At 45.8% G+C, this 16434-nt stretch carries 14 protein-coding genes; 9 read left to right on the top strand and 5 right to left on the bottom strand.

The genetic code is table 11. From position 1 onward, the window contains the following. The first annotated feature begins 581 nt into the window (after positions 1 to 581). Entirely contained in the window at positions 582 to 2501 is a 1920-nt protein-coding gene (locus ACFOEE_RS14975; protein ID WP_377125945.1) for a putative bifunctional diguanylate cyclase/phosphodiesterase, read from the top strand. Here ACFOEE_RS14975 and ACFOEE_RS14980 read toward each other — a convergent pair. Continuing rightward, on the bottom strand, positions 2498 to 2926 hold the full coding sequence (locus ACFOEE_RS14980; protein ID WP_377125948.1) for an Lrp/AsnC family transcriptional regulator: 429 nt from the start codon (positions 2924 to 2926) through the stop codon (positions 2498 to 2500). The two genes, ACFOEE_RS14975 and ACFOEE_RS14980, sit on opposite strands and share 4 nt — an antisense overlap. 154 nt (positions 2927 to 3080) lie before the next feature. On the opposite strand from ACFOEE_RS14980, the gene ACFOEE_RS14985 reads away from it, so the two are divergent. The 5 genes from ACFOEE_RS14985 (at position 3081) to ACFOEE_RS15005 (ending at position 8572) form a co-directional block, all read left to right on the top strand. Then, on the top strand, positions 3081 to 4286 hold the full coding sequence (locus ACFOEE_RS14985; RefSeq protein ID WP_377125951.1) for an aspartate aminotransferase family protein: 1206 nt from the start codon (positions 3081 to 3083) through the stop codon (positions 4284 to 4286). Positions 4287 to 4334: 48 nt separating this feature from the next. Continuing rightward, on the top strand, positions 4335 to 5357 hold the full coding sequence (gene astA / locus ACFOEE_RS14990) for an arginine N-succinyltransferase (RefSeq protein WP_377126064.1): 1023 nt from the start codon (positions 4335 to 4337) through the stop codon (positions 5355 to 5357). 74 nt (positions 5358 to 5431) lie between these two features. Further along, entirely contained in the window at positions 5432 to 6235 is an 804-nt protein-coding gene (locus ACFOEE_RS14995) for a DUF1338 domain-containing protein (protein WP_377125955.1), read from the top strand. Positions 6236 to 6428: 193 nt separating this feature from the next. Beyond that, positions 6429 to 7253, top strand: coding sequence for a polyphosphate kinase 2 family protein (locus tag ACFOEE_RS15000; protein WP_377126067.1), 825 nt, complete (start codon positions 6429 to 6431; stop codon positions 7251 to 7253). After that, entirely contained in the window at positions 7250 to 8572 is a 1323-nt protein-coding gene (locus tag ACFOEE_RS15005; RefSeq protein WP_377125958.1) for a DUF2252 family protein, read from the top strand. The genes ACFOEE_RS15000 and ACFOEE_RS15005 overlap by 4 nt, the downstream gene beginning before the upstream one ends. Here the strand turns inward: ACFOEE_RS15005 and ACFOEE_RS15010 are convergent. Then, complete coding sequence (locus tag ACFOEE_RS15010; protein WP_377125961.1) at positions 8537 to 9475, bottom strand: ribonuclease Z; 939 nt, start codon at positions 9473 to 9475, stop codon at positions 8537 to 8539. The two genes, ACFOEE_RS15005 and ACFOEE_RS15010, sit on opposite strands and share 36 nt — an antisense overlap. A 93-nt stretch (positions 9476 to 9568) precedes the next feature. Between ACFOEE_RS15010 and ACFOEE_RS15015 the strand changes: the two genes are divergently transcribed. After that, positions 9569 to 9832: a DUF3081 family protein gene (locus tag ACFOEE_RS15015; protein ID WP_377125964.1), complete on the top strand. Its 264-nt coding sequence runs from the start codon at positions 9569 to 9571 to the stop codon at positions 9830 to 9832. A 168-nt stretch (positions 9833 to 10000) separates the two neighbouring features. After that, complete coding sequence (locus ACFOEE_RS15020) at positions 10001 to 11596, top strand: AbgT family transporter (RefSeq protein ID WP_377125967.1); 1596 nt, start codon at positions 10001 to 10003, stop codon at positions 11594 to 11596. A 41-nt stretch (positions 11597 to 11637) separates the two neighbouring features. On the opposite strand, the gene ACFOEE_RS15025 is transcribed toward ACFOEE_RS15020, so the two are convergent. Both ACFOEE_RS15025 and ACFOEE_RS15030 read right to left on the bottom strand, forming a co-directional pair. Beyond that, positions 11638 to 12057: a phosphate ABC transporter substrate-binding protein gene (locus ACFOEE_RS15025; protein ID WP_377125969.1), complete on the bottom strand. Its 420-nt coding sequence runs from the start codon at positions 12055 to 12057 to the stop codon at positions 11638 to 11640. A 12-nt stretch (positions 12058 to 12069) separates the two neighbouring features. After that, the gene (locus tag ACFOEE_RS15030) at positions 12070 to 13143 is read right to left on the bottom strand and encodes a porin (protein ID WP_377125971.1); all 1074 of its coding nucleotides are present in this window, start codon (positions 13141 to 13143) and stop codon (positions 12070 to 12072) included. A gap of 223 nt (positions 13144 to 13366) precedes the next feature. Here ACFOEE_RS15030 and ACFOEE_RS15035 point away from each other — a divergent pair, with 223 nt between their 5' ends. Continuing rightward, entirely contained in the window at positions 13367 to 14992 is a 1626-nt protein-coding gene (locus ACFOEE_RS15035) for a methyl-accepting chemotaxis protein (protein WP_377125973.1), read from the top strand. A gap of 106 nt (positions 14993 to 15098) precedes the next feature. Here ACFOEE_RS15035 and ACFOEE_RS15040 read toward each other — a convergent pair whose 3' ends face one another. After that, entirely contained in the window at positions 15099 to 16382 is a 1284-nt protein-coding gene (locus ACFOEE_RS15040) for a DEAD/DEAH box helicase (protein ID WP_377125975.1), read from the bottom strand. Positions 16383 to 16434 lie beyond the last annotated feature (52 nt).

Genomic DNA, 16434 nt, shown 5'->3' on the forward strand with positions numbered 1-16434 from the left:
AGAGCAGCAAGAAGTCCAAATTAAATTCACTAAATGGTAAAACGGGAGCTGTGATCTCCTAACTGCAGTAAATCAAAAGATTATTTACGCATTATGACAGTGCAAATATCACCCGATGGCGCACTATATTGGTGCATCAATAGGGTCAGGTGAGTAATTTACTCATTTTTCACTGTGTCCTTTGAACGAGAGCAATTGTTAGACCAAGATGTGAGAGAGACGTTAAATAAGCTAGTTCAGCAAACACTGACTGTAAAGTGAATTTAACTAAATGTTGATGTAAATCAGTAACTGACATGTGCCCTGCTCTGTTTGTGAGTTAGATTAGTATTGAGTCATTGAATTCAACACATAAAGGGTGTAAAAAGGTAAAACTTTCGTGTGATGTCATCTTGAAGTCTGTCTACGTCATCCAAACGACCTGAAGCCGTCTGGAACTGGTATACATGCTATCCTCTGTTAAGTAAATAAACTTAGTTTGGCAAGGGTTGCTTTAATATGTCCTTCAGTTTTGGTCATTGCAAAGGACTGTACACAGCTTAATAAACTGTCACACCTGCTGTTTTAACGGAACGGATCAGATGCCCAATCGCCGCCTCTATTTCACTGCTATTTTATTGCTGATATTAGGCAGCAGTGCGGCCTTTTGGTTATTGCTGATGCTAGTAATCAGCCGCGCTGGTTTGCCGATTAATCATGATGTGTTAGTTGCCATTGAACTAAATCAACCCATTGAAACCTACGCATGGCTAACCACACTCTTTGGTGGTAATACGGTTTTTAGTGCAGATCAGCATCTATATTTAGAAGTGTCTAGCAACGCCTTACAGATCAATGCCATTACGCTAACGAGTTTGATCTTACAAGTATTTGAGTACACATCGTTTTGGTTAATTATTGCAGTTAATTTTATGCTGGCTTGGTTGTGGCGCACTCATATGCAGCAAAATTGGCAAGAGCAGCCCCTCGTTGCAGCGCTGCTACAACAGGTGCAGCAAATTGTTTTTAAGCTTGGCGGACGCAGCCCAATCGCAGTAAAAACCACCGCTTTTGCTGCACTCGAAGACAATGTAGTGCTACTTAAAGAGCACGCTGAACAGTTACAACATTGTCAGGCGCTGTCGGTGTATCAAGACAAACTGACTCAACTTATCGACAGGCATGCTTATATCAAACACCTTGAACAGCAATTGCGTATTGCTGAGGCCAACCACAGCAGTTGTGCCCTGCTGTTTATCGATCTGGATGGTTTTAAGCAAGTCAACGACTCCTTTGGCCATAGTTTCGGTGATGAAGTCTTAATTCAAGTCGCAGCAAGGTTACTCCATTTAGTGTCGGTTTATGATTTAAGCTCAGCGGCCAGCCAAAACTTCCCACAGCAGTTAGAATGCAACTTAGCACGTCTTGGCGGTGATGAGTTTTCATTGTTTATTGCCAATGCCGACGACAGCGATTTTTGTATTCAAGTTGCGCAGAATATTCTCAACGACATCGAAAAAGATTTTGTGCTTGGCAACAAACTGGTCAAAATCAGCGCCAGTATTGGTATCGCGGTTTACCCAGACTCGGCAGCCAACCCACAAGCTCTGCTGCAAATGGCCGATGTTGCGATGTACCGTGCCAAAGCCGATGGCCGTGGTATTTTCCGCGTTTACTCACCGGAAATGGGTAGCAAGTTGAGGCGCTATCATTATCTGTTGGAAGAATTACGGTTAGCGATTGCAGCGCAGAGTTTTTATCTTAGCTTTCAGCCGATTGTACATGTTGAAGATTGTGCGATAGATTATTTTGAAGCCTTGATCCGCTGGCAGCACCCAATCGAAGGGGCAATTCCCCCCAGTGAATTTATCCCTATTGCCGAAGAAACCAATCTAATTTTAAGCCTTGGCGATTGGATCATAGAAGAATCATGTCGACAAATGGCAGCTTGGCATAAAGCTGGGATGAAAAAAGTCAAAGTCTCGGTCAATGTCTCTGGCGTACAACTTAAGCATCGCGAAATTTTTACTTGGGTGCAGGCTGCACTACACACTACGTCTTTACCAGCGAGCGCTTTGATGCTGGAAATTACCGAATCAACTCTAATCACGGCAAGCAAGCAAATCATCGAAGAATTGGAGCGCTGTCGGCAGATTGGTGTCACTATTGCTATTGACGATTTTGGGACCGGATTTAGTTCGTTGAGCACCTTAGCAGATCTGCCCATCGATGTGATTAAAATTGATAAACAATTTATTGCGCAGGCCAGAGACAACCCCAAATATCATAAAATCCTAAACTCTATCAGTGAGCTAGGAAAGCAACTTGGGCTTAAAATTGTCGCCGAAGGGGTTGAGCGTATTGACCAGTTTGAGCTGGTTAAAAACATCGGTATCAGTTGTGTGCAAGGCTATTTGGTTAGTCGTCCTCAATCACCCAGTAAGGTGGGGCACAAAGTGCTTAATGGCAACGTCAACCATATCGCCAGTACGGGCACGAGTGTGTGGTTACCGCAAAGCTAGCGTTCGAATTTAGTCTCTAAGATAACGGATGAGGTCGTTCGCTCAACGCCATCTAAGTTGCCTATTTCATCTAGCAAATGACTAAGCTGTTCTAAATTTTGTGCTGACACTACTGCAATCAAGTCATATTCACCGCTAATGGCATAAAGTGCCGAAATATTGCGCATTTGCTTAAGCGCCAAGTTGGTTTTTGTGGTGAGTTTTTGTCGTACTTTTATCGATACATGGGCTGAGACCAAGGCATTGGCGTAGTGTCCACCAAATTCTACCCGATAGCCTTTAATAACCCCAGTTTGTTGTAGCCGCGTGATACGATTTTGCACCGTTGCCCGCGATACATTAAGCTGTTTGGCAAGATCAGTAATGCTCATTCTTGCATCAGCGCGCAGCAGTCCTAATAACCTTTCGTCTTGTTCACTTATCATTTTGACACCAAAACCTATCAATTTGGCATTTTATTATAGCATATTTTACAATTTAACACTGCAATTTTATCTAAAACGGCTTGATAATGAAGTTAATTCGCTGAGCTAACAAAATTAACATACTCAGCCCGTTCAAAATTATGAGGAAGTCGTCATGCAAGTAAACCGCGAATTGTTCAATAGCGTTATGGTCCCTAACTATAATCCATCTGAGGTGATCCCAGTTAAAGGTCAAGGGTCGCGCATTTGGGATCAAAACGGTGAAGAGTATATCGACTTCGCCGGCGGTATCGCAGTTAACTGCTTAGGTCATTGTCACCCAGCACTGGTTAATGCGTTAAAAACGCAAGGTGAGAAACTGTGGCACTTGTCTAACGTGATGACTAACGAACCGGCTTTACGTCTTGCGAAAAAACTGACCGACAGCACCTTTGCCGACAAAGTGTATTTTGCCAACTCTGGCGCCGAAGCAAACGAAGCGGCATTAAAATTGGCGCGTCGCTACGCTATCGAGAAATTCTCTAGTAGCAAAACACAAATCATCTCTTTTACGAAAAGCTTCCACGGTCGTACTTTCTTCACCGTAACTGTTGGCGGTCAAGCAGCTTACTCAGATGGTTTTGGACCAAAACCACAAGACGTGGTGCATTGTGATTTTAACGATATCGAAGCGTTTAAAGCGCTGATCAACGACAATACGTGCGCTGTAATGATGGAGCCGATTCAAGGCGAAGGCGGTATTTTACCGGCAACGCAGGAATTTGCTCAAACCGTTCGCGAACTGTGTGATAAACACAATGCACTGTTGATTTTTGATGAAGTACAAACGGGTGTTGGTCGTACTGGTCACTTATATGCTTACCAAAGTTTAGGTGTTACGCCGGATATCCTCTCTACTGCCAAAGCTTTAGGGGGTGGTTTCCCAATCGGTGCGATGTTGACGACAACTGAAATTGCCAGCTACCTAAAAGTAGGCACCCACGGTTCAACTTACGGTGGTAACCCACTCGCTTGTGCAGTAGCAGAAGCGGCTTTTGATACCGTTAATACTCCAGCTGTGCTTGATGGCGTTAAAGCCAAATCGGAACTCTTCCGTAGTGGTTTGCAAGCTATCAATGACAAGTACCACGCTTTTAGCGAAATTCGCGGTGAAGGCCTCTTACTCGGCGCCGTGATGAGCCAAGCATTTGAAGGCCGTGCGCGTGATTTCCTGTTGGCTGCAGCAAAGCACAAACTCATGGTATTAGTTGCGGGCACCAATGTCGTGCGCTTTACCCCGTCCCTGGTGATCCCAGACGAAGACATTAAAGCGGGCCTTGCCCTGTTTGAGAAAGCCGTTGCCGATGTGGTTAATGGTTAATACCCTATTCTCATCAAGTGGAGCCAAGCGCTCCGTTTGGAGTTGATGATGAAAGTATTAAGACCGATAACACAACAAGATTTCGCCTCGTTACGTATGATTGCTGAGGAGTCTGGACCGGGCTTTACTTCTTTACCGGTTGATGACAATAAACTCAGCAACAAAATTACGCGCTCGATGCAAAGTTTCGAAAAGTCCGTGGTTCGCCCTCACGATGAAGGCTACTTATTTGTATTAGAAGATCACGAAAACAAAACCATTCTTGGCACCACAGCAATTGAAGCTGCGGTAGGAATGGACGTGCCTTTGTATCATTACTACAAAAGCAAATCAGTGCATCATTCACCAACGCTAAACGTTTACAACACAGTTGAAGTATTGACTATGTGTAACGACTACACCGGCGCCACGGAGATCTGCACCTTATTTTTACGTCCCGATCACCGTAAAGGCTTAGCGGGTCGCTTTTTGTCACGTTCGCGCTTTTTGTTTATGGCCGATCACAGTGACCGTTTTTCTGAGCGCGTTATCGCAGAAATGCGTGGCGTAAATGATGAGCAAGGCCATTCGCCATTTTGGGAATGGTTACAAGCGCACTTTTTCAGTATCGATTTTCCAGTTGCAGATCACTTAGTGGGTCTTGGCAACAAGGTCTTCATTGCTGAGCTAATGCCTAAGCACCCGATTTATGTCAACTTGCTCAGTGAAGAGGCGCAAGCGGTAATAGGTCAAGTACACGAAAAAACCATTCCAGCGCTGCGCTTGTTGGAAAAAGAAGGTTTTGAGCATCGTGGTTACGTCGACTTATTTGATGCAGGCCCAACAGTCGAAGCTAAACTGCATAACATTCGCAGTGTGCGTGAGTCTGTACAGTGCCCAATTGAAATTGTCGATGGCATTGAAGGCAACACCACCTTAGCAATTAGTAATCGCAAGCTTGTGGATTTTCGTGCCACTTATACCAATTGGGCACGTTATGATGAAGCGCGGCACTGCCTGCAAGTACGTAGTGAAGTTGCAGATGCACTGCAACTTAGCGCAAGCGACTCAGTGCGGTTTTTTGAGTTATAACCCTTCTCGCGTCGTGCTTATAGATAAACGCGAGTAACAGTGCGGAAAAGCCGCCGAGTATTAGGATAAACATTATGCACAACAACGTAGACGTACTATTTAAAAACCTTTGGGACAACTATCTGGCAGTTACACCTTCAGCAGTGAAGGTGCATGAACTGTTAGGTTCAACACAGCAAGACGACGTGATCAATGACCACATTGCACTACGTACTTTCAACCACCCAAAAGTCGGATTAGAAAAACTAGCAGCGCACTTTTTGGCCGTTGGCTATCGTGAATGCGGCGAATACCACTTTGAAGCAAAAAAACTGTATGCAAAACATTTTGAGCATCAAGACCCAACCAAACCTAAAGTATTCATTTCTGAATTACTGTTGGAGAAATGCTCACCTGCGTTGCAAGACACAGTTAACAGCATGATTGCAGAAATTGATGCTGATGCGGTCACAGCAGATAACTTTTTGTATTCCGGTACGCACTGGCAAGTAAGCCATGAAACTTACAAAACGTTACTACAAGAAAGCGAGTATGCTGCTTGGATGGCTGCGTGGGGCTATCGCGCCAATCACTTTACTGTCAGCATCAACCATTTGGCTAACTTCACCAGCATTGAAGCGGTGAATCAGGCGCTTAAAGATGCTGGCTTCCCTCTTAACACCTCAGGTGGCGAAATCAAAGGCTCACCTGAGGTACTACTTGAGCAGTCATCAACTTTAGCTGACGACTTTAGCGTAAAATTTAGCGATGGCGAATTCGCAATCCCAAGTTGCTTTTATGAATTCGCTCTTCGCTACCCTATGGCCAATGGCGAGCTGTACACCGGCTTCGTAGCTGCCTCTGCGGATAAAATTTTTGAGAGCACTAACGCTCGCTAATTGTTTCGATACTCTTGTTTAGCTATCACCTTAGGGTGAGCCCCAAAGCGACTGTTTAGTCGCTTTTTTCTTTTCTGCTTGTCACAAATTTGACTTAACTTTGATCTACTGTGGAGTTACGCGGTTGCCTTTATGTAAGTTCCTTGTAACTATGCTTCAAGCAGCAAGGAATTGAGGAGAACTTGTGACTACCGTGAGCGAAATTGTCAAACTGGAGCGAGGTTTAACCATCGCCAGTTTTACCAAAACACACCCCGCACTTGATGATACCAAGAGCTATCGCCAAGCCTTAAAATACTGGCAAAACGAGTTGCTGCACGTACAGCAAGCTTATTATCATCAAAAACGTCGGGCCGTGATTGTTTTTGAAGGCTGGGACGCTGCTGGCAAAGGCGGGGCCATTCGGCGTATTACCGAGAAGCTCGACCCCCGTGGTTATCAAGTTTACCCCATTAGCGCCCCTGGAATTGAAGAACAAAGTAAGCATTACTTGTATCGCTTTTTTAACAAGCTACCGGCCGCAGGTTCATTGGCCATTTTTGACCGCTCTTATTACGGCCGCGTGCTAGTGGAACGCATTGAAGGCTTTGCAAGCAACCCACAATGGCAAAGAGCGTATCAGGAAATTAATGAGTTTGAACGACTATTGTGTGATGACGACGTAAAAGTGATCAAATTATTCTTGCATATTAGTGCGGATGAGCAACTAAAACGCTTTAGTGAACGTTTGGACAATCCATTTAAACGCTGGAAACTCACCGAAGAAGATTTACGCAATCGAGCAAAACGGGAAGATTACATTACAGCTTATGACGACATGTTTGCCCAAACTGATACGCAAGCAGCACCTTGGCACATTATATTAGCCGAGCATAAATGGTATGCCCGCGTGAAAGTACTCGAAACGTTAGTTACTGAACTCAGCCAAGGCGTAGATATTACGCCCCCACCAGTCGATACAACGTTGGTCGAGCGCGCCAAACAGCAATTAGGGATTAACAGGGAGAAACCAATATGACCCGAGTGGCATGGTTACAACAACAATTGCAAACGGTAGATGCTAGCTGTCCAAGTGAAGCAAGCAATAAGCACAGCAAAATGGCGATTAGCCCCTTTTACTTTTTCCGCGGTAGCGCGGGGGTTTATTATGCCGACCTCGCTGAAGGTGTTATCACTCTGCCTGAGGCACTGTTAACGCTACCATTGACCACAGTGATGGGCGATTGCCATATCAGCAATTTTGGCTTTTTCAGTGAAGAAGGCGCTCATGGTGAAACCTTGATATTTGCGCCCAATGATTTTGATGATGCCTGTATGGGCCATGCAGTGTGGGACTTACTGCGGTTTTTGGTGAGCCTGCCATTGGCGCAACAAGAAGGTGTGCGCCTTAAACAACTGGCAATAAATGACCAATCGCCAGAGCGCGATAAGGCGATAGTGAGTGCTGAGCAAGTAAAAGCGGCAATGAAAGCCTTTTTAACCGCGTACATTGCCTATAATCAAAACTCGCTTACAGGCCACATCACCAGCCAATCGGCCTTGTTGGCATTTAGTGAAAAGCACATCCTCTACAAACGCTGGCAAAAAGGTCTGCAACGACTAAGTAGCGGCGTGGCATTCTTAACTAAAAGTACATTAGCTAAAGAAGTCGATTGCAGCCAGTTGCCACTGCGTTTTAAAGAAGACGAAACCCGTTTTGTACGTTTACCTGAAAATGAACGGCAAGCACTTTGCCATCATTTTGCCCCGTATTTGCAAGATGAGATTTTAGACTGTGTTGAACGCATTGATGCCGGCACAGGTTCTAATAATATGCGGCGCTATTATTTGCTGGTTGGCCCTCAAGACATGACGCTAAACGACCTGCCACTGTGCTATTTAGTTGAAATAAAACAGCAGCGCGTTGCGGCGCCACTTGCTTATTTTGCCGACGTTCACCCAAGTAATAGGTTAAATGCGGCACATCTCACGGTACATTGTCAAAGACGCATGCAGCGCCGCCCAGATCTCATCTTAGATGACGCGCTGTGGCAAGGTGAGCATTATTTGATCCGCTCACGTCACCATGCGCGTGTTGGTATCGACCCCGAGCACATCACATTTGGCAAACGCGCCGCCAGCAAAGACGGCTTTAGCCAATATGCCCAAGCGTGCGGTGAAGCGCTGGCGCTGGCACACATGCGAGGCGATCGCCGTTCATTGTTATTCCAACGCGCTGCGGTAGATACGCTGCCGCAGCATATTGATGTATTGGTTGAAACGGCGTTAAATTACACTGAGCAAGTAATAAGTGACCATCAATCACTTTGTCAGCTGCTTGGCGATAGGCAAAATTAGGCCATCCTCTGCCAACGTCAATTGCCCTTGGAAACTGCGTTGGGCCTCTCGCTTGAGCGGCTCAAGCATGCCTTCGGCATGATAGCGCACGGAAAAGTGAAACAGCACTAAATGCGGCAATTGGTATTTGTGTGCAAATTCAGCGATACGTTTGGCATCACTGTGTCCTGTATGATAACCCACCTTATGCAGATCCGCATGGGTAAAGGTCGCTTCATGTACCAACACATCAACACCAGCTAAATGATTTGCCAATAATTCTGGCTTTTCATTGTCGCCGCAAATAATCACACAGCGTGGTTGCCAGCTAAAGTAGCTGTATTCGGCGCTACGCAAACGTGCGTCTTGATAGTCGACATCGAAACCACGTTGCAATTGGTTGTAATGTGGCCCACTTGTTATGCCATGTGCCTTTAACAATTCGAGGTGCAGTTTTCTTGGGATCAATGTTTCGGTGATTTTAAATGCCACGCTTGGTACGCGATGACGTAAAGCGATGACATCAAGCTGACAAAATTCCAGCCTCAAACTCAACTGTAGTTCTTCTAATGCATGAGTGCGCAAATCAAAAGGTAACACCAGCTCTGTCAGTGATAAGGTGCTATGAACGAAGGCGATGACCGCTTTAGGCGCGATAAAGTCAACTGGCTCTTTACGCCCAGAGACCATCATCGCCGCCAACAATCCAGGCAGCCCGTAACAATGGTCACCATGCAAATGGGTAATGCAAATCGCAGCTAAATGATAAGGACTAAGCTGGCTTTTCATTATCTGATGCTGAGTTCCCTCTCCACAGTCCACCAAAAGCCAAGCTTTACTGCGTTCGAAACTCACCGCTGTCGCCGCCACATTACGACTGCGCGATGGGCTGCCTGACGAAGTGCCAAGAAAATGAAGCTCCATGTTGCTCATCACTACTAAATTACATTAAGCTGATCTTAAACTTAGCTCCGCAAAGATGTATATCGTTTTTGCTCTTTTCTCAGGGATGCCAATATGAAAAATGAACTTGATAGCAAAACTTTATTAAAAGTATACGAATATATTCAGCAACATGGTGAGGAACACGAAGAAGGCAAATATTGTCAGGGATTAACCGCTTTCTCTGACTTTGATGGCTACAACATTTATCTCAAGGGTAATGGTGTGCTACTGAGATTTGGTTTTCATAATACCTATCACTTAGACTACGAGCACGACAAACTAAAAGACGCCTTCTTAGCCAAAGTAGCCGAGCTTGCAACGCTCGCTGCAAAATAAGCTGTGCTTTACCTCAATAACACTGTGCTTATTTACGCACGTATGCGAGGAAAGTGGCTATAAATCTGGGCACTCGTCTCTAAAAACGCACATTCTATCTCAAGATTTACTAGGTTAGCGCAGAACTTTGGTATTCTGCGGACCTTTTTTGTGTCACCGAGGAAAGCCATGTCAAACGCGATTGACTCACCCAACGCAAACGAACCAGCAAAAGGCGGCCTGTTCAACCGCTTCTTAGCTACCGTTGAGTACTTAGGCAACTTATTACCCCACCCCATTACACTCTTCGCACTATTCGCCGTTGGCGTGGTGCTAGTCAGCGGTGTTGCAGATTGGATGGGACTAAGCGCATTAGACCCAAGACCAGAAGGCGCGAAAGGTCGCGACCCTGATGGTGTCATCGAAGTAGTCAGTCTGATGACAGCGGAAGGTCTACAAAAAATTGTCACTGGTCTTGTGACAAACTTTACTAATTTTGCTCCTCTTGGCACGGTTTTAGTTGCATTACTTGGCGTGAGTATCGCAGAACACTCAGGCCTGCTCTCAGCGGCAATGCGCGGTATGGTTATGGGCGCTTCAAAACGTTTAGTGACGTTTATGATAGTGCTGGCGGCGATTCTATCTAACACCGCGTCAGAACTTGGCTATGTCGTGCTTATTCCACTCGCTGCGATGATTTTCCATAGTCTTGGTCGTCATCCACTAGCCGGCCTTGCTGCAGCCTTTGCCGGTGTTTCTGGCGGGTATAGCGCAAACTTATTGCTTGGCACTATAGATCCGCTCCTGGCTGGGATCACCACACCGGCAGCAAGAATGATTGACCCAAGCTATGAAGTTGGTCCAGAAGCTAACTGGTATTTTATGTCAATCTCGGTGTTCCTGATTGCCATTCTCGGTACTTGGGTAACAGAAAAAATTGTCGAGCCACGCCTTGGTAAATATGACGAGCGCGATGCAAGTCCAGACTTGCCCGCTAATACCATTGAGCCACTAAGTGCTCTCGAAAAATCAGGCTTACGCTGGGCGGGTGTTGCAGTCCTAGCGGTGTGCGTACTGCTTTCTCTAACTATTATTCCGGCCGACGGCATCTTGCGTCATCCACAGACTGGTGAAATTTCCGGCTCACCATTTTTGAAGGGCATCGTAGTGTTTATTTTTGTGACCTTTGCGATTCCAGGTTTTGTCTACGGCAAAGTGGTCGGCACCATGAAAAACGACAAGGACGTGATCAATGCCATGAGTAAAAGCATGAGCTCAATGGGCATGTATATTGTACTGGTATTTTTTGCCGCACAGTTTGTGGCGTTTTTCTCTTGGACTAATCTAGGTACCATTCTTGCGATTAAAGGCGCAGCAATGCTCCAGATCCTAAATTTGACTGGGCCCGAGGTGTTTGTACTGTTTATTTTAATGTGTGCGGTTGTAAACCTGAGTTTGGGCTCTTCTTCAGCGCAATGGGCTGTAACTGCTCCTATCTTTGTCCCTATGCTAATGTTGATTGGTTATGCACCAGAAACCATTCAAGCGGCTTACCGTATCGGTGACTCTGTCACTAACCTCATCACTCCGATGATGAGCTACTTTGGTTTAATTTTGGCCGTTGCGACCAAATATAAAAAGGATATGGGCATAGGTACATTAGTTGCGACTATGTTGCCTTACAGCATGTGCTTCTTTGTCGGCTGGGTACTGCTATTTTACGTATGGGTATTCGGCTTTGGTTTACCTGTTGGCCCGAACGCGCCAATTTACTACCAGCCTTAGCAAGTTCAGCAAAATGATTTAGGGGGCAACGCCCCCTAAGTTTAGAACTCTTGAATCACTTTTACCGAGCCATCCACGGCGCTCGACGAAACATAGCCTATCGTGTCTGGATTTGCTGCAACTAACTTAATGACTTCTGCGTCATTCGACACCTCTTTTGGCGGTGTACCTTTGCCTGTAAATACGAGCTTAGACCAATACGCCTTAAGCTGAGCCGCAGTTTTGTTCAGTACTTTTTCGTTGAATTCATCGGTAGCCGGACTGGTTGCTTCCTGTCCAATCGGAATAACCTTATTACCATTAGTGAACGCCTTTTCCTTACCGGTAAAAATCCGATTGATAGCTGCGACGTCCAGAGCGCTGTCGTTACTAGGGTGAACAATTACCGCAACTCCAGCTTGTGCTGATGCGCTAAGCAAAGCCGTCAATAATGCCAATATAGATAATGAATGTTTTAACATGACTTGGCTCCCTTAAAATACAACGTCGATGCCGAAGGTAATTGACTCACTATCACCTGCCACAGCAAGGTCAAACGAATCATCTTCAACTTTATCGTACTGCACTTTAAATGCCGCAGAGGCGTGGAAATCCCAGCGTACGCCTACTGCCCGAGTGTTATGTTTCTCAGGGTCATCCCCGTCATCTTGATTAAAATCCGAGAACATCACATAAGGGGTCACATTGCCAATCCGATAACCTGCGCTCACCATGTAAGTGTCAAGATTACCCCCTAAGTCGAGGCGATTAAATTCAGTTAGAACAAAGAAGTTGCCAAAATCTGCGTTCGCAGCAATGCCATAAAACTTACCATCTCGGCTGTCTTTGCCATCCCACAGTTCCGGCACCCCATTTTTGAACCGTTTGTTGGTGTATTGCATGTGGGTAAAGCGCAGCTCCAGCCAATCATGGCTTAGAGATACCACGCCGCCAATAATATCTTCCCAAATCTCACGCGTAGGGGTTTGGAAGAAAAATTCAGACAGCAGTTTATTGTCACTGTCATCCTCACGACCCGTATAAATATTACCGGATAATGCCCAGTCCCCTATCGAGCCGTTATAAAGCAGGTTTACGCCTTGGTAGTTAAAGATTTGCCAAGTGTAGTTGTCTGCTGGCGGTCGCATCCAAACATAGGCGTAACCCACATCGTAGAAATCCGAGTAATAAAATAGCGGTAAGCGCTTTTTACCCGCTTGAAAAGTCCAGTTTTCGTTAATTTCATACGACACGTATGCCCATTCAAATTCCGCATCAAAGTCGTTGGCACCACGGGCAACAACTTGCCCAATCACGCTCAAGCCTTCACCTAAATCGGCATTAACTTGTAGACCTATCAGCGATTCAGGTTCGAACGACCAATCTTTGGTATAGGCAGACACTATTGGATAATCTGCGAGAAAAGTCGGTTCAAGTCCAAATTGCGGCACACCACTTCCGCTTAATACTTTACCAGCATTGACGCTGGCAAAGCCGGTGATGTTCACATCGGCATAAGAGAGTTGGGATGTGAGCGCGACTGCTAAGAGAGTAAGTTTCAATTTCATTGATTGGCCCCCAATCGTTGTCCTGCGTTTGCACAGCTAAGTATAGTTAACTTGCAGAAAAAGAAAGTTTTTATTGATTAAAGCTAAATTCTGTCTACATTTTATAGAGAAAATATAGATTGGCGCTGGGCTTAGGTTAACATTGAGTTGACATACCCCTCGGACGCTGGCTAATCTGATTTACAAACAGTATGGTTCCAGTAACCTCTTGAAAAGGTAAGCTATGTCTCAATCTTCGTGGTCTTTTCGCCATCTCAGCATCACCAAGAAAATCCATGCTATCACCATAGTCGCTGTGACAGCGTTTGTGGTTTTGGTCATGATTAACTACAACTCTTTGCTGGCAAACCAAAAATCCCTCGGTGAACTAGAAACGCAAACCTATAAATTGCTGATCCTCACCTCCAACAACCTCACTGCGTTTCAAAATCTCGATGAAATTTATACCCAAGCCGTGACCTTTGGTGACAGTGACTTACTCGATAAAGCCGTGCAGGCGAAAAAGGCTCTGCTTGATAATTTAGCCAAGTTACCTGAGCTGAGTAGTGCATTTCCGACTCAACAGACACAAAACCAACTGGAGCAATACGCCAAGTTAGCCTTGGATATTGCCAGTAGCATGATTGATGGCAGTGCAGATATGGCGGTGATACAACAGCAAGCAAAACAAAAAAGTGCGTTATATGATGAAGTGTTGGCAACCTTAAAGTCCGATGAAAAACGCGCTGATTCACGCTTCTTTGAATTAATTGATGACACCAAATCCAGTTCCGATAGCGCCTTATCTATGATGTTTGTCGTTGCTATTGTTTCTTTGCTGATCCTTGTTGCCCTTGCCATTGTTATCGCTCGTGGCATAGGTAAAGCAGCCAGTGAAGCTGCCAATAACTTAAAACTGCTCGCAGACGGACAAGGCTCTCTGAGTTCTCAGTTGGATGTCAATTCAGATGATGAAATCGGTCAAGTGTCACGTAATTTCAATGCCTTTGTGTCTTTGTTACGTGGCTCAGTAGTAGATGTGATAAACGTTGTTGAACCTTTGTTGGAAAACTCCACGCGCTTAATGCATGGGATGGAGTCTGCTGAGCGTGCGACCCAGCAACAAAGTAGCGACGCAGAAGTAGTGCGCCATTCAATGGAAGAAATGAAGCAAAGCGTTGGGGATATTTCGCAATCCGCCGCTAATGCATCGCAAGCGGCGCAACTTGCTGAGCGCGGCGTTGACCAAGGTTTAGATCAAATTGGTGTGTCGGTAAAACAATCACAAACACTGAGTGAAGAAATCAACAAAGCCGCCAGTACCATCAACAAGCTCGCCTCAGACACACAGAATGTGACGCAAATTCTGAATGTCATCACTTCAATTGCAGAGCAAACCAACTTACTCGCACTTAACGCGGCAATTGAAGCCGCACGCGCAGGTGAACAAGGCCGAGGCTTTGCTGTGGTTGCGGATGAGGTAAGGGAGCTTGCATCGCGTACTGCTAAGTCAACCAATGAGATCCGTGAATTACTAAACGTGCTCACGGTTGCAGCTGGGAATGCAGTAACCGCCATGAATGGTGCGCGAGATATGGCTTCCAGTAATGCCGCAGCGGCTGAAGCGACTGGACGCTCTATTCAGGAGATCTCAGAGCAAATTTTGGCAATTAACGGTATGAACTCGCAAATCGCTGCAGCCACAGAAGAACAAACATCCGTGGCAGCTATGGTAGTCGATAACGTGTCTAATATGCATCAGTCGTTTGAAGATACCATGCACGCCCTTGCGCAAGTGCGTGATGTAGCAAAAAACCTGCATCAGCTGTCCGACTCACTCACCGATGCCACCGCTAAATTTAAAGTTTAACGGTGTTGCGTCAGTGGTTTGCAACGTTTATTAATGTCAGTATTGCGGATGACAACCAAACCTCGCCAACACGACTGCGAGTTAAAGTGGTTGGTGTATAGAGGGGCTATTGCCCCTTTATTGATTTTCTCACTTGCGCGATTTTCAAGCGGTTTTTCACTTGTGCCTCAGCACTCGCTTGGCTATTCGAGTTAGGTCGATTCGTTCTGCCTTTTTTCCATTTACCCGGCTTTTTCATCAGTGAATCCACCAATTTTTCACGACTTGCAACTTCATAACCAGGAAGGTAATAACGCTTGATACGTTGACCAATCAAAGTTTCAATATTGATTAAAGTATGTTCTTCTTCACGGCTTACGAATGAAATCGCTTGTCCGCTTAGTCCTGCACGTCCAGTACGGCCAATGCGGTGCACATAATCTTCTGCCAAAAATGGCAGGTCGAAGTTCACCACACGCGGTAAACCTACAATATCTATGCCACGCGCCGCAACTTCGGTTGCAACTAACACCCGAACTTTACCTTCAAGAAATTCACTGAGTGCACGGCGCCGAGCGCTTTGCTTTTTGTCACCATGGCAAACTGTTGCGGTGATGCCATCCAGTTTTAGCTCAGCAACCACTTTATCAGCCACTTCTTTCATGTTGACGAACACCAACACTTGTTGCCAATTTTTCTTGCCGATGAGTTCTGATAAAAGCTCTTGCTTGCGGCTTTCGTCTACCGGATAGACCACATGACGAACCGTTTCAGCTGTGGTGTTTTCTGGCGATACTTGCACAATTTCCGGTTGCTTAAGTACCGTCATCGCAAAGTTTTTCATCGCCGGTGGGAAAGTTGCCGAGAACAGCATCAGTTGTCTGTCGTCAGCCACCATACCAATAACGCTACGAATGTCCTCAATGAACCCCATGTCCAACATACGGTCGGCTTCATCTAGAACTAAATAGCGCACTTCAGCAAGGCTTAAGTTACCACGGCGGATATGGTCGAGTAAGCGACCGGGTGTGGCCACCACTACATCAACGCCAGCCTGTAGCGCGCTGTCTTGACCCGCATGATTTACCCCGCCGTATAGCGCGACGGTGCGAAGCTCAGTGTATTTAGCGAAGGCTTTAAAATTGTTTGCAATTTGCTCGACCAACTCACGAGTAGGTGCAATTACCAATGCGCGAGGACGGACACTAGCTGGGGTATCTAATAAGCGCTGAATAACAGGCAAAGCAAATGCCGCGGTTTTCCCGGTGCCAGTTTGCGCTGTAGCAAGCACGTCTTTGTTACGACGAATCGCAGGAATTGCCGCCGTCTGAATTGGCGTGAGGGTCTCAAACCCGAGTTCCGCGAGTGCGTTTAATAGGTCTTGAGAGAAACTGAAAGATTTAAAATTCATAGCGAGCATCCGCGGCCATAGCAAATTGGCCGCAGATTATAGGCTATCATCG

The organism is Pseudoalteromonas fenneropenaei (genome assembly GCF_042643375.1).
Lineage (GTDB): Bacteria > Pseudomonadota > Gammaproteobacteria > Enterobacterales > Alteromonadaceae > Pseudoalteromonas > Pseudoalteromonas fenneropenaei.